This window comes from Orrella sp. JC864 (assembly GCF_037026685.1).
Taxonomy (GTDB): Bacteria; Pseudomonadota; Gammaproteobacteria; order Burkholderiales; family Burkholderiaceae_B; genus Orrella.
This window is the reverse complement of sequence record NZ_JBANET010000003.1, coordinates 151,326-174,231: the sequence shown is the minus strand read 5'-3', so window position 1 is coordinate 174,231 and position 22,906 is coordinate 151,326. Positions and strand designations below refer to the sequence as shown.

The window sequence follows — 22,906 nt, the reverse complement described above, 5'->3', positions numbered from 1 at the left end:
TTGGCTCAGCTGCGCTTGTCCGGGGCGGTCACGTCGCGCAGCCCGTCGCCCAGCAGGTTGGCGCCGATCACCAGCAGGAACAGGGCCACGCCCGGGAACACGACCAGCCAGGGGCGAAAGAAGATGGCGGCCTTGCCTTCGGCGATCATCAGGCCCCAGGACGGCGTGGGCGGCTGCACGCCCACGCCCAGGAAGGACAGGGCCGCTTCGGCCAGCACCGCGATCCCGACCTCGAAGGTGAACACCACGATGATCTGGTTGAGCATGTTGGGCAGGATCTCGTAGAACAGGATCTGCCGGCGGCTGCTGCCGATGGCCTTGGCGGCCGCGACGAAATCCAGCTGGCGCAGCCTGAGCGTGCTGGTGCGCGTCACCACCAGGTAGTACGTCCAGTGCAGGCCGCCGATGATGCCGATCACCACCCACAGCGAGGGGCCGATGATGAAAACCAGCGCCATGGCCAGCAGCAGCCCGGGCAAGGCCAGCTGGCAAGTCAGCAGAAAGCTGATGGCCGAGTCGATGCGTCCGCCGAAATAGCCGGCAAGAATACCCAGCGTGACGCCGACCAGGCAGCCGACGCTGGCCGCGCCAAAACCCACCAGCAGCGAGATGCGCGTGCCGTGGATCAGCCGGCTCAGGTAGTCGCGTCCCACCTGGTCGGTGCCCAGCGGATAGGTCCAAGAGCCGCCTTCGGCCCATGCGGGCGGCAGCAGCCGGTGGGTCAACGACTGTGCATAAGGATCGTGCGGCGCGAGCCAGGGTGCAAACAGCGCTACGAGCAGCAGCGTGAGGATGATGCCCGCGCCGATCTGCAGGCCGGTATGGCCGCGGACCCGCCGCCAGAAGTGCCGGCGGCGTTGCGCCAGCAGCTCGGTCGCGCTTTCCGGTTCGGCGGCCGCCAGGCCGGGCCGGGCCAGGGTATTTTCGGTTTGCATGTCAATTCATCCTGATGCGCGGGTCGAGCAGGGCATTGAGCAGGTCCGCCAGGAAGTTCATGACGATGAACACCATGGCGAAAATGAAGATCAGCATCTGGACGGTGGGGATGTCACTGCCCAGGATGGATTGCAGGGTCAGCCGCCCCAGCCCGTTGATGGCGAAGATGGATTCGACGATGACCGAGCCGCCGAACTTCTGGCCCAGCTGGACGGCCAGCACGCTGACGATGGGCAGCATGGCGTTGCGTATGGCGTGGCGCATGAGCAGCCGCAGGCCCCGGTAGCCCTTGGCTCGGGCGGTCCTGACGTAGTCCGAGCCCAGTACCTCGATCAGGCCGGTGCGGGTCAGCCTCATGACCGCGGGCACCGAACTGGTGCCCAGCACGATCGACGGCAGCACGTAGTGCAGCCAGGTGCCGTCGCCGGACACGGGAAAGATCGGCAGCATGACGCACAGCAGGATGACCAGCATCAGGCCCAACCAGAAGTTGGGCACCGCCTGGGCCGAGACGGCCACGCCCAGCGCCAGGCGGTCGACCGCCGAGTTGGGCCGCAAAGCCGCGGCCACGCCCAGCGGGATGGCCAGCAGCACGGTGATGGCCAGCGACATCAAGGCCAGGCGGATGGTGGCCGGCGCGTGCTTGAGCACCAGCTGGCTGACGGTATCGTGCCAGTAGTAGCTGCGCCCGAAGTCGCCGCGCACGGCATTGCCCAGCCAGCTGCCGTACTGTTCCAGGAAGGGCCGGTCGAAACCGTAATCGGCGCGGATCTGCGCGATGAGCTCGGGCTCGGCGTTCTCGCCGGCGATGGCCTGGGCCGGATCGGTGGCGATGTTCAGCAGCGCGAAGGTGGCAAAGGAGACGGCCAGGGCCACGAGCAGGGCCAGGCCCAGCCTGCGCAAGGCGAAACGCAACATGGGGTTCTCCGTTTCGGTCGCTCAGCGGGCGGCCCAGCTTGCCTCGTACAGGCGCGGCAAGCCGTCGGGCGGCACGGGAAAGGACAGGTCGGGCGAGGTCAGGTAATTGACCGAATAGGTGAACAGGGGCGCCCAATAGGCCTGCTCGGCGATAATGCCCAGCGCCTGCGAATAGGCCTGGGCGCGGGCCTGCGGATCGTTGGTGCGCTCGGCTCGCATCACCAGGTCTTCCACCTGCGCATCGCGCGCCATATTGCGGTCGGTATCGGCAAAGTGCACGCGGGCGATCATGGCGGTGTCGGCGGTCCCGCCGTTGGCCCACGAGCCGATGTACGCCTGGATGCGTCCGGCCGCCCGGGCCTGGTCCAGCGAGGCGAGCTGGCCATAGCGCAGGTTCACGCGCAGGCCCGCCGCGGTCAGGTCGGCCGCCACCGCCTCGGCCACCGAGCGTTCACGATAGGCCCACAGGTCGATAGGCTGTCCCTTGTAGCCGGCTTCCTTGAGCAGGGCGCGGGCGCGCTCGGGGTCGTAGGGATAGGCCATGACGTCCTGGTCGCAGCCAAACTGCGCCGGGTGGCAGGCGGTATGCAGCGCTTGCGAGACGCCGCCCACCAGGAACTTGCTGATCGCCTCCCGGTTGATCGCGTGGTTGACGGCGCGCCGCACCCTCAGGTCGTTCAGCACGCTCGGACCCGAGACGCCGGCCGCATCGAGCACGACGAAGCTCATCCGCAGGCTGGGGCCGGCGGTGTGCCGGATGCGCCCTGTGGCCGCCATGCTCTGGGCGACGTCCAGCGGCATGTCATAGGCCCAGTTGACGCCGCCGCTCATCAGTTCGGCCTGCTGGGTGCCCCAGTCGGGCAGGGTGCGTGCCACGATGCGTCCGATGGCGGGCCGACCCTTGGGGCTATCGGCGTAATAGTCCTCGAAGCGCTGCAGCACCGCCCGTTGTCCCGGCTCGAAGCTTTCGACGCGATACGGGCCCAGTCCATCGGGCTTGAGCGCCTGGGCGCCGCGGTCGGGCTTGCCGCCGGCCTCATAGGCGCCATTGCGGCGGATGGGAATGCGCCGGGCCATGTCGCGCAAAGCCAGGGGATACACGGCCTTCAGGTGAAAGCGCACCTGCATGGGGCCGGTTTTCTCGACCCGGTCGAGCCAGCGCGACAGGGCGCCGCTGGCGCGCGTGCCGCTTTCGGCGTCAAGCACCCATTGGTAGGTATAGACCACGTCATCGGCCGTGAACGGCGCTCCGCTGTGAAAACGCACGCCTTCGCGCAGCGTCACGTCGATGGTCCGGTCGTCCACGTAGGCGTATCCGGTGGCCAGCATAGGCCGGATCTCGTTGGTGTGCGGGTCCACGTCGAACAGGCGGTCGTCCGTCAGGTCCGACAGAATGATGTGTTCCTGCGAGGTGGTGTACAGATAGTCCAGATTGACGACTTCGCGCTGGAAGGCGACCACCAGCGTGTCGTCCTTGGCCGAGGCCCAGGCAGGTGCGGCCACGTGCGCTGCGGCCAGAAGGGCGGCTGCGGCCACGCGCCGCAAGGCAGGCATAGACATGTGCGTCTCCCGTCGTTGTTGTGTTTGATGGGCGATGCTAACCGCCGCCTAAACCGCATAACTTCGAATTAACGGGAAGAATGTTTGAATTATTCGAAGGGTCGCGCCCGGCCCTTCGGGCCAGGCCGCATACCTGCGCGCTCACCAGGCCGCGCGGTAGATAGCCAGGGCATCTTTCAGGGCCAGCGGGCGGGGATTGTTCACCAGCAGCCGGGTCTGCTTCATGGCTTCGCCTGCGAGCAGGGCGCAGGCCTGTTGCGGGATGCCCACCTCGCGCAGGCGCGACGGCAGGCCGATGTCGCGGCACAGCCGCCCCAGCTCGTCGATGAAGTCCTGGCAACCGGCCCGGCCTGCGTCCGCCAACTGCGGAAAAAGATGCGGGACCAGTTGCTCGTACACGCCAGCGCAGCGCTGCGCGTTAAACGCCAGCACGTGCGGCAGCATCAGCGCGTTGGACAGCCCGTGCGCGATGCCGTAGTGCCCGCCCAGCGGATAGGCCAGGGCATGCACGGCGGCGACCGGCGAGTTGGCAAAGGCCTGGCCGGCCAGCATCGAGCCCAGCAGCATGGCCGAGCGTGCCTGCAGGTCCTGGCCGTCGGCCACGGCGCGCCGCAGGTTGGCGCCCAGCAATTGCAGCGCCTGCACCGCCAGGCCCCGCGAGATGGGATTGTTGTTAGGGCTGGCCGAGGCATAGGCCTCGATGGCATGCACCATGGCGTCCACGCCCGTGGCCGCCGTGACATGGGGCGGCAGGCCCAGCGTCAGCACCGGGTCCAGCAGCGCGACGTCGGGCAGCAGCACCGGCGAGACCACGCCTTTCTTTTCATGCCGGCCGGTGGTGACGATGGAGATGGGGGTGACTTCAGAGCCGGTGCCGGCGGTGGTGGGCACCAACAGCAGGGGCAGGCGGCGCGTGCTGACATTGTCCACGCCGTACATCTGCGCCAGCGGCTGGTCGCCGCCGCGCAGCACGGCCACCAGCTTGGCCACGTCCAGCGATGAGCCTCCGCCCACGCCGATGATCGATTGCGCGCCCGCGTCGGCCGCCGCCTGGGCGGCCTGCAGCACCAGCTCCTCGGCCGGATCGGCCTGCACCGCGTCGAATACCGCGCAGGCCACGCCGTGGCCTTGCAGGCTTTCGCGCAGCGGCGCGATCAGGCCGGCACGCACCAGTCCGGCGTCGGTCACCAGCAGCGTGCGGCTGCCGAAAGGGCGGGCCAGCTCGCCCAGCCGCGACGAGGCGCCGGAACCGAAGCGGATCGACGCGGTGGTATTGAAGACAAAGGCTTGCAGGTTCGCGGTCATGGTCGCAGGGCTTCCCGTCGTGGCGCGCGGCCGATGGAAATAATATGCCGGCAATGGCGGGCCGGGGGGCAAGCCGGGGCCCCGCGCCGGCATGCTAACTTGAGGGCATTGCATACTTGCGCCCCCCGGGGCCAGAGAGCATGACAATCCAGGACTCCCCCCAAGACTTGGCCGACCTGCGGCGCGCCGTCGCGCTGCTCGAATCGCCGACCATCACCGCCAGGCTCGCCAACCTGGTGGGCAGCCCGCTGGAGCTGGCGCTCAAGAAGATGCCGGACGTGGTCACGCGGCAGATCAATGCGGCCGTGCACGCGGCCCTGGAAAAGTCCTCGCAGGTCGCGCTCTGGAGCCTGGGCAAGGGGCCGCAGAAGAGGTCCGCCATCCTGGCGCATAAAGTGGCGGCCGCCGCCTCCGGCGCGGTCGGCGGGGCCTTCGGTATGTCGGCGCTGTTCGTCGAGCTGCCGATTTCCACCACCATCATCATGCGGGCGGTGGCCGACATCGCGCGCGAGGAAGGCTTCGACCTGCAGGCCTTGCAGACCAAGCAGGCCTGCATCGAGGTGTTCGCCCTGGGCGGGCGCAGCAGCGCCGACGATGCCAGCGAGACCGGCTACTACGTGGCGCGCAGCTTCACGGCCGAAGCCATGCGCGGGCTGTCGCAGGAGCTGGCCGCCATCGCGGCCAAGAAGGCTGCCGGCGCGGCGGTGCACATGAGTCCGCAGCAGGCCGGGCGCTGGATGGCCCGGCTGATCGAGAAGGTCGCCTCGCGTTTCGGCGTGGTGGTCACGCAGAAGTTCGCCGCGCAGGCCGTGCCGGTGATCGGCGCCGTATCGGGCGCCACCATCAACACCCTGTTCACGTCCTATTACCAGGACATGGCGCGCGGGCACTTCATCGTCAAGCGCCTGGAAAACCGCTACGGCCACGAGGCGGTCAAGCAGGCCTACCAAGCGCTGGCGCTGGAAAGGCGCTAGCGCCCGGGCAGACGAAAGACCCGCGCCAGTGGGTGCCGGCCTGCGCCGCTTTTCCTGCGCATCCGCCTAGCCGTTTGCCTGTGGCGCCCCCGCCGGTCCATGACCCGCAAGGCCGCCTGCACCGCAAATATCCCCAAAACGTCGCATTCGCGCACCAAAAAAGAGCGCTTTTTCTTCGCACCCGCGCCGGTTGCGCGGGATACCCCTCGTCCTCCAAACCTGGCATGACATTTGCAAGTGGTTGAATTCTTGTTGTATACAGTGAGAATGCAACATGGATGTTGCATGGATTCTTTTTGGATGCTTAAATACCGAAAAAGGAAAAAGGACTACTGCCATGAAAAACGGTTTCAAGGGGATGTTGAAAACGCTACTGGCCTGCACCCTGTTGGGCGCCGGCGCGGCCACCGCGCAGGCCGCCTATCCGGACAAGCCGGTGAGGCTGGTCGTAGGGTTTGCGCCGGGCGGTCCGGTCGATGTGGTGGCCAGGCTGCTGGCCGAGGAATTGCGCCATTCGCTGGGCCAGCAAGTGATCGTCGAGAACAGGGTCGGGGCAGGTGGCCAGATCGCCACGCAAGCGGTGGCAAACGCGCAGCCGGACGGCTATACGCTGCTGATGACGAGCTCGAATGCGCACGGCGCCGGGCCGGCGCTGTGGCCGAAGGTGCCCTACGACCCCATGAAGGACTTCACGCATCTGGCGCTGGTGGCGCAGTCGCCGATCGTGTTGGTGGCCCGTTCGGATGCCCCCTATGCCACCGTCAAGGACGTGATCGACGCGACCCGTTCCAGCGGCAAGGGCGTGAACTTCGGTTCGGGCGGGCCCGGCGGCATGGGCCATCTGACCGGCGAACTGCTGCAATCGATCGGCGGCTTTCGCATGACGCACGTGCCCTACAAGGGTTCATCGGCGGCCTTGTCCGACCTGCTCGGCGGCCAGATCGACGTCATCAGCGATGTGATGGCCACCTACATCCCGCAAGAAAAAAGCGGCGCCATCAAGTTTCTCGGGGTCAGCACGGAAAAACGGGTGCCGCAGTATCCGGATCTGGCCACCTTCACGGAGCAAGGCTATCCCTCGGTATCGAGTTCCTGGTTCGGGCTGACGGCGCCAGCGGGCCTGCCCCCGGAAGTGGTGGCGCGCCTGGACGAGGCAATGCTGGCCGCCCTGCAAAGTCCGGCATTGCGCGAGCGCTTCGCTCCCTTGGGCTTCATCATCGATGAAAGCAAGGCGAATTCGCGGGCGTTCACCGAGTTCGTCCGCTCCGAACTGGATAAATGGGCCGGCGTCGCCAAAGAGCGCGGCCTGAAGATGTAGTGCTTTCCTTAACCGCACCATTGCAGGATGTTCAAGAGGCTGCCATGTCACAAGTCCAAGCCGGTTCGCTCAAGCAGTCGTTTCTTGCCGCAATGAGCCGGGCGGCCAGCACGGTCAATGTCGTCACCACCGACGGCGTCGCCGGACGGGCAGGGTTGACGCTCTCTGCAATGGTGTCGGTGTCGGCCGACACCGAGCAGCCTACGCTGTTGATATGTGTCAACGAGAACACGCACAGCAGCAAGCGCATTCTGGAGAACGGAAGGTTCTGCGTGAATGTGCTGCGCGAGGACCAGAGGCACGTGTCCGACTGCTTCGCCGGCCGAGGCGGTCCTGCGGGCGCGGACAAATTCCTGATGGGCGAATGGACCCGCTGCGTGTCCGGATGCCCGCGACTTGCAGATGCGCTGGTTGCCTTCGATTGCGATGTGGTCTGGACCCAGCAGGTCGGCACGCATTACATGTTCCTCGGCGCGGTGCATGACCTGCACTACGGCAGCGGCATGCCGCTGCTTTATGTCCAGCGCAGCTACGCCACCGCCGTCATGACAACCTGAGGCCCTTGTGCCTGTTTCCATCCCCCGATATCAAGGAATCCGCATGCAATTTCCCGCAGAGCACGAGCGGCTCATAGCGCTGGCCGACGAAGTCTCCAAGAACTTCTCCCGCGTGACGGCCGAGCACGATGCCGACGCGTCTTTTCCGAAGGAGAACTTCGAGGCGCTCAAGGCAGCCAATCTGCTCAGCCTGACCGTGCCCAAGGCGTTCGGCGGCCACGGGCTGTGGACCGGCCAGGCATACGGCGTGTTCTACAAGGTGCTCGAGACGATTGCGCGCAACTGTTCGGTCACCGCGCAGATGCTGCAGGTGCATTGCCATGCGGTGGGCATGGTGGCCCGGCTGGGCAAGGACATCAAGCAGTACATGGACATGGTCGTACAGGAGGGCGCCCTGTTTGCCTCGGTGGGTTCGGAGGCCAGCCTTCGGGCCGACGCGCCGCATGGCTACGACACCGTATTGGTCGGGCAGCAGGACGGCACATACCGCCTGTCCGGCTTCAAGGGCTTTGCCACCCTGGCGCCCGTTGCAAGAATCCTGCTGATCTGGGCCACCTTGCCCGGTGCCGCGACCACGCGCGAGGGCATGGTCCTGGTGGCCCTGCCCAGCGACCGAGACGGGATCGAGCTGATCGACAACTGGGACACCATGGGCATGCGGCCGACGGTAAGCTGGGCGCTCAAGCTGCACGAAGTCGCCGTGGCGCCCCAGGACCTGGTCGGCGAGCCGGGAGACTGGGTTGCCAAGGATCCTCGCACCTTCAGTCTCGGCTATGCCGCCAACCACGTGGGGCAGGCGCAAAGCGTCTACGACCTGGTGCTGGCTTACGCGTCCAAATACGGCGGCCTGGACGCCAATCCGGTGGTCCAGCTGTTCCTGGCCGAAGCGGGATGCCGGATCAGCGGCGCGCGCGCGCTCGTCTATGAAGCCGCGGGCCTGTGGGAGCGCGGCGACTACGACCAGGCCGAGATCCTGTCGATGCGCGCCATGCACCTGGCCAAGGAAGCGGCCAACTGGGCAGCCCATAAATCGTTCGACATCCTTGGTTCGCGAGCCACGCATAGAAGCTACCAGCTGGACCGCCTGTATCGGGATATCCGCACGTTCACGCTGCATTTCCGTAGCGAGTCGAACCTGTTCATGCTTGCCGATGCGGCCTTTGGCCGGCCGTTCCATTCCAAGACCCGCTATGACCGCAAGCTGGCAGGCAAGCCGGCGGCCGCAGGAGCCGGCCGATGAGCGCCCCCCTGCATGCCGAAGGCGAACGCACGCCGGCCCGTACGGGGCAAGCCAGCCGCATGGACAGCGCCGCAGGCCTGGCGCGCGTAGCCGCCGCCGTGGACGAGCAGCGCGTGGTCCAGCTCATCAGCGAATCGGCGCGCATCAAGAGCTATAGCGGCGACGAGCGGCAGATTGCCGACTACATGCAGGCCAGGCTGGCCGACCTGGGCCTGCAGGTCGAGCGCCAGGAGGTCTCGCCCAATCGATACAACGTAGTGGGAAGATGGCCTGGTTCGGGCGGCGGCAAGTCGCTCATGTTCAACGGCCATATGGATACCAACCCGGCCGGCATGGGCTGGACCAAGGATCCGCTGGGCGGCGTGGTCGAAGACGGCCACATATTCGGCATCGGCGTATCCAACATGAAAGCGGCCAATGGCAGTTTCCTGCACGCCATGGAGGCCTTGAAGGCGTGCGGCTACCAGCCCAAGGGCGATATCGTGCTGGCCTATGTCGTCGGGGAGCTGCAAGGCGGCGTGGGCACCTGCAAGCTGATCGAAACGGGCATCAGGACCGACTACTTCATCGTGGGCGAGCCCACCGATTTGTGCCTGCTCACTTGCCATGCCGCCAGCTTTGTCTTCCGTATCCACGTCCATGGCAAGACACGACACCTGTCCAAGATGGAGGAGGGCGTCGACGCGATAGCCGGCGCCATGAAGATCGCGGCGCAGCTGCGTGAGCTGAAGTTCTCGGGCGCACCCACGCAGGAGTCGCAGGACCTGAGCCGCATCAACATCGGCGTCATCCGCGGCGGCATGACGGCCGAGTACTTCGAGTGGCGTCCGCAGCAGCTGGCCGATGTCTGCACGCTCAAGTGCGCCGGCCGGTTCGGATATGGCCAGACGCAGGACGGGGCCATGGCCGACATCCGGGCACTGCTCGATCGCATCGAGCGCGATACGCCGGGATTGAAGGCAGAGCTTGAATTGTTCGAAGACAACAGGATCTTCATGCCGCCTTTCAAGGTCGGCGAAGATGCGCCGCCCGTGATCGCGTTGCAGGAGGCAGCCGCCGATGTGCTGGGCCATGTGCCGGCAACCGGCGCCATCGCGCCCTACAAGTTCCTGGGTTCGGATGCCGCGCACCTGGCCCAAGCGGGCATGACCGGCGTCGTGATGGGGCCGGGCGGAAAATACAATACCATGCCGGATGAGCGTGTATCCATCGTGGATATCGTAGCGGCAGCAAAGATTTACGCGATGGCCACTGCTCAACTGACGCAAGGTACCTTCAAGTAGAGGAGCAGTAGAGATGGCCGATTCCGCAGCAACGCAAGTCTATAAACGATTGAGGCGCATGATCCTGACCGGGGAGATTCCGGCGGAGCAGCAATTGATCGAGACCGCGCTGGCTGCCCAGCTGAAGGTCAGCCGCACTCCCATCCGGGAGGCGCTGTCGCTGCTCAAGCGAGACCGGCTCGTGATCCCGGTGCAGACCGGTGGCGTGATCACGCGCGACGTGGTCAGCGAGCTCAAGGACCTGCTCGGGGTCAGGAAGGCGCTGGAAACCTATGCGGTCAAGCAGGCCATCGACCTGATCACGCCCGGGCAGGTGGCCGAGCTGGAATATCTCTGCAACGAGTCGGCCATATGGACTTCCGAGGATGTCGAGCCGCGGGCCCAGCACAACAGCGAGTTTCACCAGCTCCTGGTCGCCGCGGCGCGCAATCAGCGGCTCTACCAGACCTGGCACGAATGCCGCACCTATTTTCTGATCGCACAGGAATCCTACGCCGACCAGTTCGAGCAGTTCTTCGACCAGCACAGGGAAATCCTGGAGGCCGTCAAGGCCAAGGACAAGGCTACCGCTGAAAGACTGGTCAATGAACACCTGGATCAATCATTCGCCGCCTTCATCGATGCGCGGGCAACCAGCCGGCGTCCCGATTTCATGAAGTCCTAGGGGACGTCAACGGCATTTACCAGCAGGAGCAGTCATGACTTTTTCCATCGCGGCCCGTTGCCCGGAAACGGGCGAATTCGGTATTGCCATCACGACGGCCAGTCTTTGCGTGGGCGCTCGCTGCCCGTTCGTCAAGGGCGGCGTCGGCGCGGTACTGACGCAGAACCGGACCGATCCCCGGCTCGGTCCGCGCGGGCTCGAGCTGCTCGAGGCGGGCGCCAGCGCCCAGGAGGCGCTGGACGAATTGGTGGCCAAGGGTCATGTCATCGGCTGGCGGCAGCTGGCGATCGTGGACCGCCAGGGCCGTACCGCCTTTTTTAACGGCGGCAGCATCGTGTCCAAGCATGGCGGCTACCAAGGCGAGCAGTGCGTGGCCATCGGCAACCTGCTGGTCTCCAGCACCCTGCCCAAGGCAATGGTGGACGGCTTCGGCGCGCGACCCGATGCGTCTTTCACCGATCGGTTGATCGATGCCTTGGAGGCCGGGTTGGCTGCAGGCGGCGAGATCAACCCGGTCCGTTCGGTGGCCGTGCTGGTGGCTGGGCCCTTCGATTTCGCCCACATCAACCTGCGCATAGACGACGCCGACGAGCCTGTCGAGAAGGCCCGGCAGTTGTGGCGGGCGTATGAGCCGCAAGTGGACAACTTCCTGCTGCGCGTCACCGATCCGGACGCTGCCGTCTGATCACGCGGGCCGCTGTCGCGCGGCCCGCCTGCCTTGTGGAGTCCATCATGGATACCCTCGATGCCAGCCGCCACATCAGCCTGGTCGACCGCTTCTACCGGCGCCTGTGGAATGACAACGCACGCGAGCTGGCTCCAAGCCTGCTGCATCCGGACTTGTCCTTTCGTGGCGCGATAGGCCTTGAAAAAAAGGGCATCGACGGCTTCCTGTCCTATATGGACACGATGCAGGCGACGTTCCCCGACTTCGATACGGAAGTGGTTTCGCTGAGCTACGGCCAGGGGCCGCAGGTGATTTCCCGGCAGATATACCGAGGCACTCACATGGGGGCGTTTCACGAAGTGCCTGCGACGGGCAGGCAGGTGGAGTATGCCGGAGTGGGATTCTTCAGCTTCGAGGACGGACTGATCCACAAGGTCTGGGTATTGGGCGATCTGCTTGCCGTCTACCGCCAGCTGGGATGGCGCCTGGCGCCTGGCGCCTGAGCCAGGCCCCTGCACTGCCGCGCGCCGCCATCATGCAATTGTATTTCGCGCCGACTTCTCCGTACTCGCGCAAGGTGCTGGTCTGCGCCCATGTGCTGCAAGCCTTCGAGGAAATCGCATGCATGGCAGTCGCGGCCAGCCCCATCCGCTATAGCGGCGTGGTGGGCGCGGTCAATCCATTGGGAAAGATCCCGGTCGCTGTGCCGGACTGCCCGGACGGGCCGGCGCTGTTCGACAGCCGCGTCATCTGCGAATACCTGGATGCGCGGCATGGCCCGCGGCTTTATCCGCCGTGCGGTCCGGCGCGCTGGCAGGCCTTGACGCAGCAGGCCCTGGGCGATGGCGTACTCGATGCCGCATTGCTCATTCGCTATGAGCACACGGCCAGACCCGCCGGGCTCCAGTGCCGCCAATGGACGCAGGGCCAATGGCAAAAGATCGAGGCGGCGCTGCATGGCATCGAGTCGCAGGCTCGCCAGCTGCGCGCCGACGACTTCTCCATAGGCGAGATCAGCCTGGCATGCGCGCTGGGCTACCTGGATTTCCGTTATCCCGAATTCGACTGGAGAGCGGCTCATCCGCAGAGCGCGGCCTGGTATGCCGATTTCTCGCGGCTGCCCGCCATGATTGCGACGCAGCCGCATTGACCCCGTTTCGAGCAGGAAAAACATGAAACAAGACATCGATGCCGTTGCGCTGGCCAGCCGGCTGATCCAGTACGACACGGTCAATCCGCCGGGCAACGAACTGGCCTGCGCGCGTTATCTTGCCGATATCCTGCAGCAAGCGGGCTTTGACGTCCGCCTGGTGCCGCTGGGCAAGGAACGGGCCAGCCTGGTGGCCACCAAGGGCAGGGCCGGTCCGCGCGGCCCGCTGGTTTTTACCGGCCACATCGATGTGGTGCCGCTGGGCGCCCAGGCATGGACGCATGCGCCGTTCGCAGGCGAGGTCGTCCAAGGCAGGCTCTATGGCCGCGGCGCCAGCGACATGAAGGGGGGCGTGGCCGCCATGGTCGCGGCAGCTGTCGCCCAGGCGGACAGCCTGGGCGAAGGCAAGCAGCTCACCCTGCTCATCACCGCCGCGGAGGAAACCGGTTGCCAGGGGGCCGAGGCCATCATCGCCGCCGGCATGCAGGGCACCGCGGGCGCGCTGATCGTCGGGGAGCCGACCGCCAACGTCCCTTACCTGGGCCACAAAGGCGCGCTGTGGCTGCGCGGGACCGCTCGCGGCGTTACCGCGCACGGCTCGATGCCGCAGAAGGGCGACAACGCGGTCTACAAGGCCGCCCGGGCCACCACCAGGCTTTCATGCTTCTGCTTTCATGCGCCGGCGCATCCTGAGCTGGGTTCGCCGACGCTGAACGTCGGAACCTTCCACGGCGGGCTGAACATCAATTCGGTGCCCGACAGGGCCATCATCGAGATCGACGTCCGGACGGTGCCCGGCATGGATCATGCCCAGGTGCGCCAGCAGATCGCCGATCACATGCAGGAGCAGATGGAGCTGGAGACGACGATCGATCTGCCCAGCGTGTGGACGTCGCCGCAGTCGCCTTGGGTGCAGCGGGCCGCAGCGATCGCCTCGCGCATTACCGGCGAAGCCTTCGCGGTGCGCACGGCCAGCTACTTCAGCGATGCCGCATTGCTGGCCGGCGCGTTGGGCGGCGCTCCCACGCTCATCCTCGGGCCTGGCGAACCGTCCCAGGCGCACCAGACCGACGAATGGTGCGCCGTGGACAAGATCGAGCAGTGCGCCGCCATCTATCAGGCACTCATTGCCGACTGGGAAACCGTCCAGGCGTGAGGTGGCGCCTGCGGCGGTAGCGGGCCGGCAGGGACGGGCTCCAGCCGATCGGCCCCGCTTGCCCGCGTGCGCTACTTGAACTCCGCAGCCGCGTCCCCGCCTCCATAGATGCCGCCGCCGTAGTCGCTCTGGACCTCGATCTTGATCTGGCTGGCATCGACGGGCGGGGCATCGCCCTTGTAGTGCATCACCAGGCTGGGGAAGGCCATCACCGCGGCGACCATGGCCAGCTGGATGACGATGAACGGCACCGAACCCCAGTAGATCTGCCCCGTGGTCACCGGTTCGATGGTCTGGCCGGTGATCTTGTCGCGATAGCGGTTCTTCGGGGCGACCGAGCGCAGGTAGAACAGCGCGAAGCCGAAGGGCGGGTGCATGAACGAGGTCTGCATGTTCACCGCCAGCAGCACGCCGAACCAGATCAGGTCGATGCCCAGCTTGTCGGCCACCGGCCCGAGCAGCGGCACGATGATGAAGGCCAGCTCGAAGAAGTCCAGGAAGAAGGCCAGCAGGAAGGTGAGCACGCTGACGGCGATCAGGAATCCCATCTCGCCGCCGGGCAGGCCGACCAGCAGGTGCTCGACCCACAGATCGCCGTTCACGCCGCGGAAGGTCAGGCCGAACACCGTGGAGCCGACCAGGATGAACACCACGAAGGTGGACAGCTTGGTGGTGGTGTCCATGGCCTGCCTGAGCAGCGGCAGGGTCAGCCGGCCGCGCGCCAGGGCCATGATGATGGCGCCCACCGCGCCCATGGCGCCGCCTTCGGTGGGCGTGGCCACGCCGATGAAGATGGTGCCCAGCACCAGGAAGATCAGGAACAGCGGCGGGATCATCACGAAGGTCACGCGCTCGGCCAGCTTGGACAGCAGCCCGAGCTTGAACACCTTGTTCGCGCCGGCGATGAGAAACGCGGTCAGGCCCCAGATGAGCAGCGAGAGCACGATCTGCTCGTCGACAGGCGCGGCGTCCGATTCGATCAGGTCGGTCAGCAGGTAGGCCGACAGCGCCGAAATGCCCATCAGCACCGCCAGAGAGCGGTCGCCGCGCCGGCCGTTGGGCTCGCGAAAGGCGCGGGCGGACTCGGGCAGGGCCGGGGCCGAGCCCGGCTTCAGGTAGGACATCACCACCACGTAGGCCACATAGGTGCCGGCCAGGATGAAGCCCGGCAGGATGGCGCCGCGGTACATGTCGCCGATGGAGCGGCCCAGCTGGTCGGCCAGGATGATCAGCACCAGCGAGGGCGGGATGATTTGCGACAACGTGCCCGAGGCCGCGATGATGCCGGTGGCCAAGCGGCGGTCGTAGCCGTAGCGCAGCATGATGGGCAGCGAGATCAGGCCCATGGAGATGACCGAGGCCGAGACCACGCCGGTGGTGGCCGCCAGCATGGCGCCCACGAACACCACCGCGATGGCCAGGCCGCCGCGCACGGTGCCAAAGAGCTGTCCGATGGTCTCGAGCAGGTCCTCGGCCATGCCGGAACGCTCCAGGATCAGGCCCATGAAGGTAAAGAAGGGGATGGCCAGCAAGGTGTCGTTGGCGATGATGCCGAACACCCGCTGCGGCAGCGCCTGGAACAGGGCCGCATTGAGCAGGCCCAGCTCCATGCCGATCAGGCCGAACAGGATGCCGTTGGCGGCCAGCGCAAAGGCCACCGGAAAGCCCAGCAGCAGGAAGACCACCAGGGTGGCGAACATGATGGGCGCCATGTTGGCGATGAGAAATTCCATGATCAGCGCCCCTTTCCGTCGCGCGGGTCCGTGCCGCCGGCGGCGGCCGGCGCCTGGCCGCCTGCCTGGGCGGCCAGGCGGGCTTCGCGCAGCCGCGCCTCTTCGGCGATTTCCCGCGCCAGCGCCTCTTCGGCGGACAGGGCCTCTTCGCGTGCGCCTGGATCGGCGCAGCGTCCCATCAGAAAGCCCACGCACTTGATCAGGTGCGACAGGCCGGCCAGCACCAGCAGGGCGAAGCCGACCGGGATCAGCAGCTTGACGGGCCAGCGCACCAGCCCGCCGGGATTGGAGGATTGCTCGTTGGTCAGGAAGGAATCCATGAACATGGGCCAGGATAGCCAAAGGATCAGCAGGCAGGCCGGCATGAGGAAGAAGACCACGCCGAAGATCTCGATATAGAGCTGCACGCGGCGCGGCAGGCGCGAGGCCAGCACGTCCACGCGCACGTGTTCGTTGCGCAGCAGGGTGTAGCCGGCGGCAAGCAGGAACAGCGCGCCGAACAGATACCACTGCAGTTCCAGCCAGGCGTTGGAACTGGTATTGAAGACTTTTCTGACGACGGCATTGCCGGCGCTGACGAGCACGACGATCAAGGTCAGCCACGTCACCGCACGGCCCACCGCCGTGTTGATCGCGTCGATCAACCGGGACAGGGCAAGCAGGGCGTTCATGATGCGATCCGGTCCGCAAGGCGGACGATGGGAAAAGGAAGGGGGCGCAAGGGGGCCGGCAGGCGCCGCCGCGCCGCGGCGGCGCCTGTGCCGCAAGGCTTACTTGCCGCGGCCGATGGTGCCCATGTAGCTGTCGTAGCTGCCTTCGGCGACACGGAACCAGGGCAGTTCGTTGTCGCGGAACTCGCGCATGCTTTCGTAGACCTTCTTGAACATCGGGCTCTTGGCGCTGAGCTCGTCGTAGAGCTTGACCGCCTCGGCGTAGCAGGCGTCGAGCACGGGCTTGGGGAAGGCCTTGAGCTGCGCGCCGCCGGCGATCAGGCGGCGCAGCGCCGCCGGGTTCTCGGCGTCGTACTTGGCGATCATGTCGTTGGTGGCCGCTGCGGTGGCCTGCGCCAGCACGGCCTGGTAACGCTTGGGCAGCTTGTTATAGGCGTCCTGGTTGACGTAGAGCGAGACCTGCAGCGTGCCTTCCCACCAGCCCGGGAAATAGTAGTGCGGTGCGACCTTGTTAAAGCCCAGTTTCTCGTCGTCGTAGGGGCCGATCCATTCGGCCGCGTCGATGGTGCCTTTTTCCAGCGCGGGATAGATGTCGCCGCCGGCGATCTGCTGCGGCACCACGCCCAGGCGCGAGAGCACGGCCCCGGCGAAGGCGCTGACGCGGAACTTCAGGCCCTTGAGGTCGTCGACCGACTTGATTTCCTTGCGGAACCAGCCGCCCATCTGCGTGCCGGTATAGCCGCAGGGGAAATTCACGATGTTGTAGGCCTTGAAGACTTCGCGCAGCAGGGACAGCCCATCGCCGTGGCGCATCCAGGCGTTCATCTGGCGGGTGTTCAGGCCGAAGGGCACGGCCGCGTCGAAGCTCAGGACCGGGTCCTTGCCGTAGTAGTAGTAAGAAGCGCTGTGGCCGGCCTCGATGGTGCCGTTCTGCACGCCGTCGAGCACCTGCAGCGCCGGCACGATCTCGCCGGCCGGGAAGGTGCGGATGGTGAACTTGCCGTCGGTGGCTTCGGCCACGTATTTGCCCACGCTTTCGGCGCCCGAGTAGATGGCGTCGGCGCTGCGCGGAAAGCTGGAGGCCAGCCGCCAGGTGACGGTGGGCGAGTCTTGCGCGATGGCGGGGGCGGCGATGGTGGCGCCGCCGGCGGCGGCGCCCAGGGCGGCTTGCTTGAGAAACGAACGGCGCTGCATTGAAAGGCTCCTGACAGGCTTTGGTAAGCGCGGGGTTTGAACTTCGGCGTTGTTGGTGGACGCTTGCGCCGGCTGTTCAGGATGGTGAACGACGGCTTTTGTTGTGGGCAGGAAATATATAGAGAAATTTCGTCGCGTCGTACCGGGTAAACCCTTGCCGTCAGTTTGGTGAAAGTTTTATGAAAGCTTATGCACCCAAGGCGGCACCACAAGCAAAAGAACTACTATGTCTGCCTGCCTTGCGCCTGCCCCGTCGATGCCTCGCCTGCCCATCCCCCACAGCCCCGCCGCCGCCATCCTGACCTTGATCGTGGCCACGCTTTGCCTTGCCAGCCACGACACCCTGGCCAAGTACCTGGCGCAGGGCTATCCCGTGCCCTTGCTGATCTGGGCGCGCTACCTGGTGCACCTGTGCGCAATGAGCGCCATCGTCGCGCCGCGCATGGGCGCGGCGGCCTTGCGCTCGAGCGCGCTCGGGCTGCACTTCCTGCGCGCGGTCTGCCTGGTCGGCATCGCCTATTGCTTCATGAACGGCCTGCGCTACGTGCCGCTGGCCGAATCCACCGCCATGGTGTTCCTGGCGCCGCTGTTCGTGCTGGTGATCTCGCGGCTGTTCTATCGCGAGCAGGTCAGGCCCGTGCAGTGGCTGGCGGTGGCCGCCGGGCTGGCGGGCGTGCTGCTGATCGTGCGGCCGGGCGGCGCGCTGTGGACGCCGGCCATCCTGCTGCCCGGTTCCTGTGGCGTGTTCTTCGCCGTCTACCAGCTGCTGACGCGCGCGACCGGCGCCGTGGACGGCGCGGCCAAGTCCAACTTCCTCGTGGGCCTGTTCGGCACGGCGCTGGCCTCGGTCATGCTGCCATTTTTCTGGCAGACGCCCGACGCGGCGGGCTGGGCCTGGATGATCGCGCTGGGGCTGCTGGGCATGATGGGGCACATGCTGCTGGCCTCGGCCTTCAAGCAGGCCAGCCCGGTGCTGCTGGCGCCTTTCGGCTATTTCCAGATCGTATTCGCCGTGCTGCTGGGCTATCTCGTGTACGACCAGCATCCGGATGCCTGGGCGCTGCTGGGCATGGGCATGATCGCGCTGGGCGGGATGGCGACCGTGCGCGCGCAGCAGCGCCGCCGGCGGGCCGAGCGGGCCGCCGCGCAGGGCTAGCGCACGTAGGGGCTGACGGCCTCGATGCCGCGCGAACCCAGGTACAGCAGCATGCCGATCAGCCCGCCCACCAGGGTGCCGTTGATGCGGATGTATTGCAGGTCCTTGCCGATGTCCAGCTCGATCTGGCGCGACAGCTCGCGCGTATCCCAGCGCTTGACCGTATCGCTGATGTGGCGCGCCAGAAAGCGCGCGAAGTCCGGCGCCACGGCGCGTGCGGCGCCTTCCAGGTGCTCGTTCAGCGATTGACGCAGGGCCGGGCTGCGCGCCAGCTGGCGGCCTAGCCACAGGCCCATGCCGGCGATGCCGGCGCGCAGGGCCGAATCCTCGGCGGCCAGGTCGCGTTCGAGCCATTGGCGCCAATCCTGCCAGAGCGCCGCGACATAGCGGTTGGCCGCCTCGCCCTCGGCCAGCGCGCGCTTGAGCTTCTCGCCCTGCTCGATGAAGGACGGATCCTGGCGCAGGCGCGCGATCAGGCGCTCGAGCGCCTGGTCGAACTTGCGCCGCAGCGCATGGTCCGGATCGCGGGCCACCTCGGCCAGCACCTTGTCCAGGACCGAGGCGACCAGTTCGGCGCCATTGCGGCCTGCCCAGCTGGTGGGCATGAGCTTCTCGATGGTGGGATATTCCCGCTTGAACCACAGCACCAGGCTCTGGGCGATCAGCGCGCGGGTCGGGGCGTCGCGCAGCAGGGCCACCAGTTGCGCCATGCCTTCGTCCAGCAGCTGCTGGTGCCTGCCGTCCTTGGTCAGCGTCTCCAGCACCGAGCCGGCCGCCTGCGACAGATCCAGCCGCCGCAGCAGCGCGCGCAGCGCCTCGGCCATCAGCCGCTGGATCCGGGCGTCGCCGGTCAGCGCCAGCATGCCGGCCGCCGCCTTGGCCAGATGCCGGCTCAGCCGCCGGGCGTTGCCGCGTGCGCGCAGCCACGCAGCCAGCCGGCTGGCCGGGTCGTGCTGGCGGATCAGCTGCACCAGCGATTGCTCGTCCAGGAACTTGTCCCGCACGAAGCTGGCCAGTTCGTCGGCGATGCGCGCCTTGTTGTTGGGGATGATGGCGGTGTGGCGCGTCAGAAAGGGGATGGGCAGGCCCAGGCCGGGCACGCCGATGCGATGGAACAGGGCCGCCACGGCGAACCAGTCGGCCAGCGCGCCGATCAGCGCTGCCTCGGCCACGGCCTTGGCGCCGCTGACCCAGAAGCCGGGCGGCAGGAAGGCGGTCAGCAGGAACAGCGCCGCGGACGCGAGCAGGAAGAACAGGGCGCGCCGCTGGTTGCGCCGAAGTTCCCGTTCCTTGTTGGGTGTGTCCATGATGTCCTGGCGGCGAAAGCGATACCAGGACTGTAGCGGGCGTATGGGTCGAGCGGTAGCGTGCCGGCGGCCTTGACCTGTGCCGGTCCGGGACGGCGCGGCTTGCGCGCCTCTCAGGCCAGCCCGCTGGTGGGCAGGTCGATCCGGTAGCGTTCGGCGCCCGCCAGGTCGGGCACCACGCCCAGGCCCGGCTGCGCGCCCAATGTCACGCTGCCTTCGGACAGCGTCCAGGCCGGCATGGCCAGCAGCTCGCGCAAGGGGTTGGGGTTGGCGTCGACCTCTACGTAGCCAGGCCCGCCGATGGCGGTCTTCAGGTGCATGGAGGCCATCAGGCCGATGCCTGCGCCCAGCCAGTGCGGGCAGTACCAGCGCCCGGCCTGCACGGCGCGCCGGGCCACTTCGGCGCAGCCGGTGAAGCCGCCCCATTTGCCCAGGTCGGGCTGGATCACCGCCATGCCGGCTTGGGCGAGGAAGGCGTCGAACTGCGCCAGACCGGCCAGGTTCTCGCCGCCGGCCAGGCGCACCGGTTGGCGCCGCGCCAGTTCGCTCCAGCATTGCGGCGGCTGATCCGCGCGCAGCGGCTCTTCCAGCCAGAGCAGGTCGAACGCGGCCAGGCGCTCGCCCGCGGCGCAGGCTGTCTCCATATCCCAGGCCTGGTTGGCGTCGGCCATCAGCACGGCGGCGGGGCCCAGCGCCTGCCGCATGGCCTGCAGGTTCGCCAGGTCGCGCTGCAGGCCGAAGCCCACCTTCAGCTTGAAGGCGCGGTAGCCCTCGTCGCGCTTGGCGGCGGCCAGCACCTGGGGGTCGGTCGGGTTGATGCCCGATGCATACAGTTGTACCGGTGCGGCGCGCTCGCCTCCCAGCATCTGCCATAACGGCCGGTTCTCGCGCCGCGCATGCAGGTCCCACATCGCCACGTCAAGGCCGGCCACCATTTGCTGCAGCGGGCCGGCTTCGCCGGTCTGCAAGGCCAGCACGGCAAGCTTGTCCGTCAGGTGGGCAAAGGCCTGGCCCGGGTGCGCCCAGGGCCGGCTGGTCAGCAGCGGCGCGCCGTAGGCCAGCGCCAGGCGGGCGCGATGTTCGGCACCCACGGTGGGAAAGTTGCACCATATTTCTCCCCAGCCCTGGGCGCCGTCGGTGTCGGTCACGCGTACCAGCACTGCGGGCCGGTCGCGCATCAGGCCGAAGGACGTCTGCACCGGCGGCTCGGCCGGGGCGCGATAGACGAAGGCTTCCAGGCGGTCGATCTTGATCATGCGAAGGCTCCGGCTGCGGGCATGGGCGTCTATTGCTGGCTGGCCAGCCCGGTTTCCTGGATCAGCCGGCTGTAGCGCTGCATTTCCTCGCGCACGAACCGGCCGTATTGCTGGCCGTCCCGATAGGCCAGGGGCGTGTTGATCTGGGCGGCGCGGCGTTGGTAGGCCTCGGTATGGGTGGCGTCGCGGCAAGCCTGCTCGAGCTTGGCGCGTACGGGTTCGGGCAGGCCGCGCGGCGCGATCAGCCCGCCCCAGACCGATGCCTTCAGGGGAAAGCCCGCCTCGGCCGCGGTCGGTACGTCGGGAAACGCCGGCAGGCGCTTGTCGTCGTAGACCGCCAGGCCCCGCAGACGGTACTGCGTCGAGATGGTCGGCGTGTCGTTGAAGACGTCCACCTGTCCGCCCATCAGCGCCGTCACCATCTCGCTGGAGTTTTTGTAGGGAACGTGCAGGCCCGGGGCCTGGTTGGCCTCGAGCAGCATGGTCATGGCAAGGTGCAGGACCGTGCCGGCGCCCGAGGATGCATAGGTCAGGCCGCCGGGCTTGCGCTTGGCGTCCTCGATCACGTCGGCCAGGCTTTTGTAGGGCGAGTCGGGCTTGACCATCATCATCAGCGGCACGTCATAGGTGCCGCACAGGTGCTCGAAGTCGTCGGGCCCGTAGCCGGTATTGCGCATCGAGGGCTGCAGGATCTCCGGCCCGATCACGGACAGGCCGATGGTGTAGCCGTCCGGCTTGGCGCGCGCCAGCGCGCTCATGCCGATGGCTCCGCCCGCGCCGCCCCGGTTCTCCACCACCACGGTGGTGCCCAGCGCTTCGGCCAGCGGCTGCTGCAGCAGGCGGGCCATGATGTCCGAGGTGCCGCCCGGCCCGAACGGCACCAGCAGCGTGACGGGATTCGTGGGATAGCCGGATTGCGCCAGGACGGGTTGGGCGGCCGTGGCGGCCAGGCCCAGCGCCGCGGTCGCGAGGACGGTGCGCAGCATGGGGTGTCTCCTTGAAGGGATATTGTTGGTTTTCAATAGACCGAGCTTTCGAAGCCGCCCGTCAAGGCCGGCTTCATGGTTTGCATCCAGGCGGTGGCTTGGCGCAGCATCATCGCCATGTCCGAGGCCACCGCCACGAAGGCGTAGCCGGCCTGGACGAAACCGCACACCACTTCGGGCGTGGGGCCGACGATGCCGCAGGGAATGCCCAGCTTGCGGCAGCGCTGCGCGACGTCCTTGATGATGGCCTGCACGTCGGGATGGGTGATGTCGCCGATATGCCCCATATTGGCCGACAGGTCGCCCGGGCCCAGGAACAGGGCGTCCACGCCCGGCACGGCGGCGATCTCCTCCAGCGCCTGCACGGCCGCGGGCGTCTCGATCTGGATGATGGTGTAGACCGAGTCGTTTGCCCGCCGGGCATAGTCCGCGGCGGTGCCGTAGCCGCTGGCGCGCACCACGGCGGCAAAGCCGCGAGTGCCTTGCGGCGGATACTTGCTGGCCGAGACGGCCCGGCGCGCGTCCTGGGCGCTGTCGACGAAGGGCACCATGACCGTGCGCGCGCCCAGATCCAGCGCGCGCTTGAACAGCACAGGGTCGTTGGCCGCCAGCCGCACCACGGCCGCCGTGCCGGCCGCTTCGATGGCCTGCAGCATCTGCATCGTGTCGCGCGCATCGATCGGCACGTGTTCCTGGTCTACCAGAAGCCAGTCGTAGCCCAGCCGGCCCAGCGCCTCGGCGCTGGCCGGCGCGCCGCTCATCAGCCAGGTGCCCAGCGGCACGCCGTCGGCCTGGGCCAGGCGTTGCTTGAAGGGGTTTTCGAGTATGTCTCGCGATGCTGCCATGGGGATCCGTCCTGTGCGGAAAGGGAGAAA

22 protein-coding genes are annotated in these 22,906 nt (G+C 67.0%); 11 read left to right on the top strand and 11 right to left on the bottom strand.

Annotation, left to right across the window (positions count from 1 at the left end; genetic code table 11):
- Positions 1-5: 5 nt before the first annotated feature.
- The 4 genes from V8Z80_RS04145 to V8Z80_RS04130 all read right to left on the bottom strand — a co-directional run bounded on the left by V8Z80_RS04145 (position 6) and on the right by V8Z80_RS04130 (position 4,707).
- On the bottom strand, positions 6-935 hold the full coding sequence (locus tag V8Z80_RS04145) for an ABC transporter permease (protein WP_155193390.1): 930 nt from the start codon (positions 933-935) through the stop codon (positions 6-8).
- Position 936: 1 nt separating this feature from the next.
- Positions 937-1,854, bottom strand: coding sequence for an ABC transporter permease (locus V8Z80_RS04140; RefSeq protein WP_155193392.1), 918 nt, complete (start codon positions 1,852-1,854; stop codon positions 937-939).
- Between the two features lie 21 nt (positions 1,855-1,875).
- On the bottom strand, positions 1,876-3,414 hold the full coding sequence (locus V8Z80_RS04135) for an ABC transporter substrate-binding protein (RefSeq protein WP_336061099.1): 1,539 nt from the start codon (positions 3,412-3,414) through the stop codon (positions 1,876-1,878).
- A gap of 141 nt (positions 3,415-3,555) precedes the next feature.
- Positions 3,556-4,707, bottom strand: a complete 1,152-nt coding sequence (locus V8Z80_RS04130) for an iron-containing alcohol dehydrogenase (protein ID WP_442951938.1) — start codon at positions 4,705-4,707, stop codon at positions 3,556-3,558.
- A gap of 152 nt (positions 4,708-4,859) precedes the next feature.
- Here V8Z80_RS04130 and V8Z80_RS04125 point away from each other — a divergent pair, with 152 nt between their 5' ends.
- The 10 genes from V8Z80_RS04125 (at position 4,860) to V8Z80_RS04080 (ending at position 13,728) form a co-directional block, all read left to right on the top strand.
- The gene (locus tag V8Z80_RS04125; protein ID WP_155193396.1) at positions 4,860-5,693 is read left to right on the top strand and encodes an EcsC family protein; all 834 of its coding nucleotides are present in this window, start codon (positions 4,860-4,862) and stop codon (positions 5,691-5,693) included.
- Between the two features lie 337 nt (positions 5,694-6,030).
- Positions 6,031-7,011, top strand: a complete 981-nt coding sequence (locus tag V8Z80_RS04120) for a Bug family tripartite tricarboxylate transporter substrate binding protein (RefSeq protein WP_336061097.1) — start codon at positions 6,031-6,033, stop codon at positions 7,009-7,011.
- Between the two features lie 44 nt (positions 7,012-7,055).
- On the top strand, positions 7,056-7,568 hold the full coding sequence (locus tag V8Z80_RS04115; RefSeq protein WP_336061096.1) for a flavin reductase family protein: 513 nt from the start codon (positions 7,056-7,058) through the stop codon (positions 7,566-7,568).
- 43 nt (positions 7,569-7,611) lie between these two features.
- Positions 7,612-8,808 carry an acyl-CoA dehydrogenase family protein gene (locus V8Z80_RS04110; protein ID WP_336061095.1) on the top strand — a complete coding sequence of 399 codons (1,197 nt, stop codon included), beginning with the start codon at positions 7,612-7,614 and terminating at the stop codon, positions 8,806-8,808.
- Positions 8,805-10,091 (top strand): M20 family metallopeptidase, encoded by a 1,287-nt coding sequence (locus V8Z80_RS04105; protein ID WP_336061094.1) that lies wholly within the window; start codon positions 8,805-8,807, stop codon positions 10,089-10,091. The genes V8Z80_RS04110 and V8Z80_RS04105 overlap by 4 nt, the downstream gene beginning before the upstream one ends.
- Positions 10,092-10,104: 13 nt before the next feature.
- Positions 10,105-10,755 (top strand): GntR family transcriptional regulator, encoded by a 651-nt coding sequence (locus V8Z80_RS04100; protein WP_336061093.1) that lies wholly within the window; start codon positions 10,105-10,107, stop codon positions 10,753-10,755.
- Between the two features lie 34 nt (positions 10,756-10,789).
- Entirely contained in the window at positions 10,790-11,440 is a 651-nt protein-coding gene (locus tag V8Z80_RS04095) for a DUF1028 domain-containing protein (RefSeq protein WP_336061092.1), read from the top strand.
- Positions 11,441-11,487: 47 nt separating this feature from the next.
- Positions 11,488-11,925: an ester cyclase gene (locus V8Z80_RS04090; protein ID WP_336061091.1), complete on the top strand. Its 438-nt coding sequence runs from the start codon at positions 11,488-11,490 to the stop codon at positions 11,923-11,925.
- Between the two features lie 32 nt (positions 11,926-11,957).
- Positions 11,958-12,572 (top strand): glutathione S-transferase, encoded by a 615-nt coding sequence (locus V8Z80_RS04085; RefSeq protein WP_336061090.1) that lies wholly within the window; start codon positions 11,958-11,960, stop codon positions 12,570-12,572.
- A gap of 22 nt (positions 12,573-12,594) precedes the next feature.
- On the top strand, positions 12,595-13,728 hold the full coding sequence (locus tag V8Z80_RS04080; protein ID WP_336061089.1) for a M20 family metallopeptidase: 1,134 nt from the start codon (positions 12,595-12,597) through the stop codon (positions 13,726-13,728).
- 71 nt (positions 13,729-13,799) lie between these two features.
- Here the strand turns inward: V8Z80_RS04080 and V8Z80_RS04075 are convergent, their stop codons facing one another.
- From V8Z80_RS04075 to V8Z80_RS04065, 3 genes are all read right to left on the bottom strand, one after another.
- Positions 13,800-15,461, bottom strand: a complete 1,662-nt coding sequence (locus V8Z80_RS04075; protein ID WP_336061088.1) for a TRAP transporter large permease — start codon at positions 15,459-15,461, stop codon at positions 13,800-13,802.
- Between the two features lie 2 nt (positions 15,462-15,463).
- On the bottom strand, positions 15,464-16,132 hold the full coding sequence (locus tag V8Z80_RS04070) for a TRAP transporter small permease subunit (RefSeq protein WP_336061087.1): 669 nt from the start codon (positions 16,130-16,132) through the stop codon (positions 15,464-15,466).
- A gap of 99 nt (positions 16,133-16,231) precedes the next feature.
- Positions 16,232-17,326 carry a TRAP transporter substrate-binding protein gene (locus tag V8Z80_RS04065; protein WP_155196748.1) on the bottom strand — a complete coding sequence of 365 codons (1,095 nt, stop codon included), beginning with the start codon at positions 17,324-17,326 and terminating at the stop codon, positions 16,232-16,234.
- Positions 17,327-17,552: 226 nt separating this feature from the next.
- Between V8Z80_RS04065 and V8Z80_RS04060 the strand changes: the two genes are divergently transcribed.
- Positions 17,553-18,482, top strand: coding sequence for a DMT family transporter (locus tag V8Z80_RS04060; protein ID WP_336061086.1), 930 nt, complete (start codon positions 17,553-17,555; stop codon positions 18,480-18,482).
- Here the strand turns inward: V8Z80_RS04060 and V8Z80_RS04055 are convergent.
- The 4 genes from V8Z80_RS04055 to V8Z80_RS04040 all read right to left on the bottom strand — a co-directional run bounded on the left by V8Z80_RS04055 (position 18,479) and on the right by V8Z80_RS04040 (position 22,876).
- Positions 18,479-19,789, bottom strand: coding sequence for a DUF445 domain-containing protein (locus V8Z80_RS04055; RefSeq protein ID WP_442951933.1), 1,311 nt, complete (start codon positions 19,787-19,789; stop codon positions 18,479-18,481). The genes V8Z80_RS04060 and V8Z80_RS04055 overlap by 4 nt on opposite strands.
- Before the next feature lie 113 nt (positions 19,790-19,902).
- The gene (locus V8Z80_RS04050) at positions 19,903-21,045 is read right to left on the bottom strand and encodes a mandelate racemase/muconate lactonizing enzyme family protein (RefSeq protein WP_155196750.1); all 1,143 of its coding nucleotides are present in this window, start codon (positions 21,043-21,045) and stop codon (positions 19,903-19,905) included.
- Positions 21,046-21,074: 29 nt separating this feature from the next.
- Positions 21,075-22,031: a Bug family tripartite tricarboxylate transporter substrate binding protein gene (locus tag V8Z80_RS04045; protein WP_336061085.1), complete on the bottom strand. Its 957-nt coding sequence runs from the start codon at positions 22,029-22,031 to the stop codon at positions 21,075-21,077.
- A gap of 32 nt (positions 22,032-22,063) precedes the next feature.
- Entirely contained in the window at positions 22,064-22,876 is an 813-nt protein-coding gene (locus tag V8Z80_RS04040; protein WP_336061084.1) for an HpcH/HpaI aldolase family protein, read from the bottom strand.
- Positions 22,877-22,906 lie beyond the last annotated feature (30 nt).

Excerpts from the sequence above, each read along its gene's own strand:
- V8Z80_RS04120 (WP_336061097.1), top strand. The coding sequence starts at position 6,031 with ATGAAAAACGGTTTCAAGGGGATGTTGAAAACGCTACTGGCCTGCACC.
- V8Z80_RS04095 (WP_336061092.1), top strand. The coding sequence starts at position 10,790 with ATGACTTTTTCCATCGCGGCCCGTTGCCCGGAAACGGGCGAATTCGGT.
- V8Z80_RS04090 (WP_336061091.1), top strand. The coding sequence starts at position 11,488 with ATGGATACCCTCGATGCCAGCCGCCACATCAGCCTGGTCGACCGCTTC.
- V8Z80_RS04105 (WP_336061094.1), top strand. The coding sequence starts at position 8,805 with ATGAGCGCCCCCCTGCATGCCGAAGGCGAACGCACGCCGGCCCGTACG.
- V8Z80_RS04135 (WP_336061099.1), bottom strand. The coding sequence starts at position 3,414 with ATGTCTATGCCTGCCTTGCGGCGCGTGGCCGCAGCCGCCCTTCTGGCC.
- V8Z80_RS04110 (WP_336061095.1), top strand. The coding sequence starts at position 7,612 with ATGCAATTTCCCGCAGAGCACGAGCGGCTCATAGCGCTGGCCGACGAA.
- V8Z80_RS04100 (WP_336061093.1), top strand. The coding sequence starts at position 10,105 with ATGGCCGATTCCGCAGCAACGCAAGTCTATAAACGATTGAGGCGCATG.
- V8Z80_RS04075 (WP_336061088.1), bottom strand. The coding sequence starts at position 15,461 with ATGGAATTTCTCATCGCCAACATGGCGCCCATCATGTTCGCCACCCTG.
- V8Z80_RS04065 (WP_155196748.1), bottom strand. The coding sequence starts at position 17,326 with ATGCAGCGCCGTTCGTTTCTCAAGCAAGCCGCCCTGGGCGCCGCCGCC.
- V8Z80_RS04045 (WP_336061085.1), bottom strand. The coding sequence starts at position 22,031 with ATGCTGCGCACCGTCCTCGCGACCGCGGCGCTGGGCCTGGCCGCCACG.
- V8Z80_RS04125 (WP_155193396.1), top strand. The coding sequence starts at position 4,860 with ATGACAATCCAGGACTCCCCCCAAGACTTGGCCGACCTGCGGCGCGCC.
- V8Z80_RS04050 (WP_155196750.1), bottom strand. The coding sequence starts at position 21,045 with ATGATCAAGATCGACCGCCTGGAAGCCTTCGTCTATCGCGCCCCGGCC.
- V8Z80_RS04085 (WP_336061090.1), top strand. The coding sequence starts at position 11,958 with ATGCAATTGTATTTCGCGCCGACTTCTCCGTACTCGCGCAAGGTGCTG.
- V8Z80_RS04055 (WP_442951933.1), bottom strand. The coding sequence starts at position 19,789 with ATGGACACACCCAACAAGGAACGGGAACTTCGGCGCAACCAGCGGCGC.
- V8Z80_RS04040 (WP_336061084.1), bottom strand. The coding sequence starts at position 22,876 with ATGGCAGCATCGCGAGACATACTCGAAAACCCCTTCAAGCAACGCCTG.
- V8Z80_RS04080 (WP_336061089.1), top strand. The coding sequence starts at position 12,595 with ATGAAACAAGACATCGATGCCGTTGCGCTGGCCAGCCGGCTGATCCAG.
- V8Z80_RS04060 (WP_336061086.1), top strand. The coding sequence starts at position 17,553 with ATGTCTGCCTGCCTTGCGCCTGCCCCGTCGATGCCTCGCCTGCCCATC.
- V8Z80_RS04145 (WP_155193390.1), bottom strand. The coding sequence starts at position 935 with ATGCAAACCGAAAATACCCTGGCCCGGCCCGGCCTGGCGGCCGCCGAA.
- V8Z80_RS04140 (WP_155193392.1), bottom strand. The coding sequence starts at position 1,854 with ATGTTGCGTTTCGCCTTGCGCAGGCTGGGCCTGGCCCTGCTCGTGGCC.
- V8Z80_RS04115 (WP_336061096.1), top strand. The coding sequence starts at position 7,056 with ATGTCACAAGTCCAAGCCGGTTCGCTCAAGCAGTCGTTTCTTGCCGCA.
- V8Z80_RS04070 (WP_336061087.1), bottom strand. The coding sequence starts at position 16,132 with ATGAACGCCCTGCTTGCCCTGTCCCGGTTGATCGACGCGATCAACACG.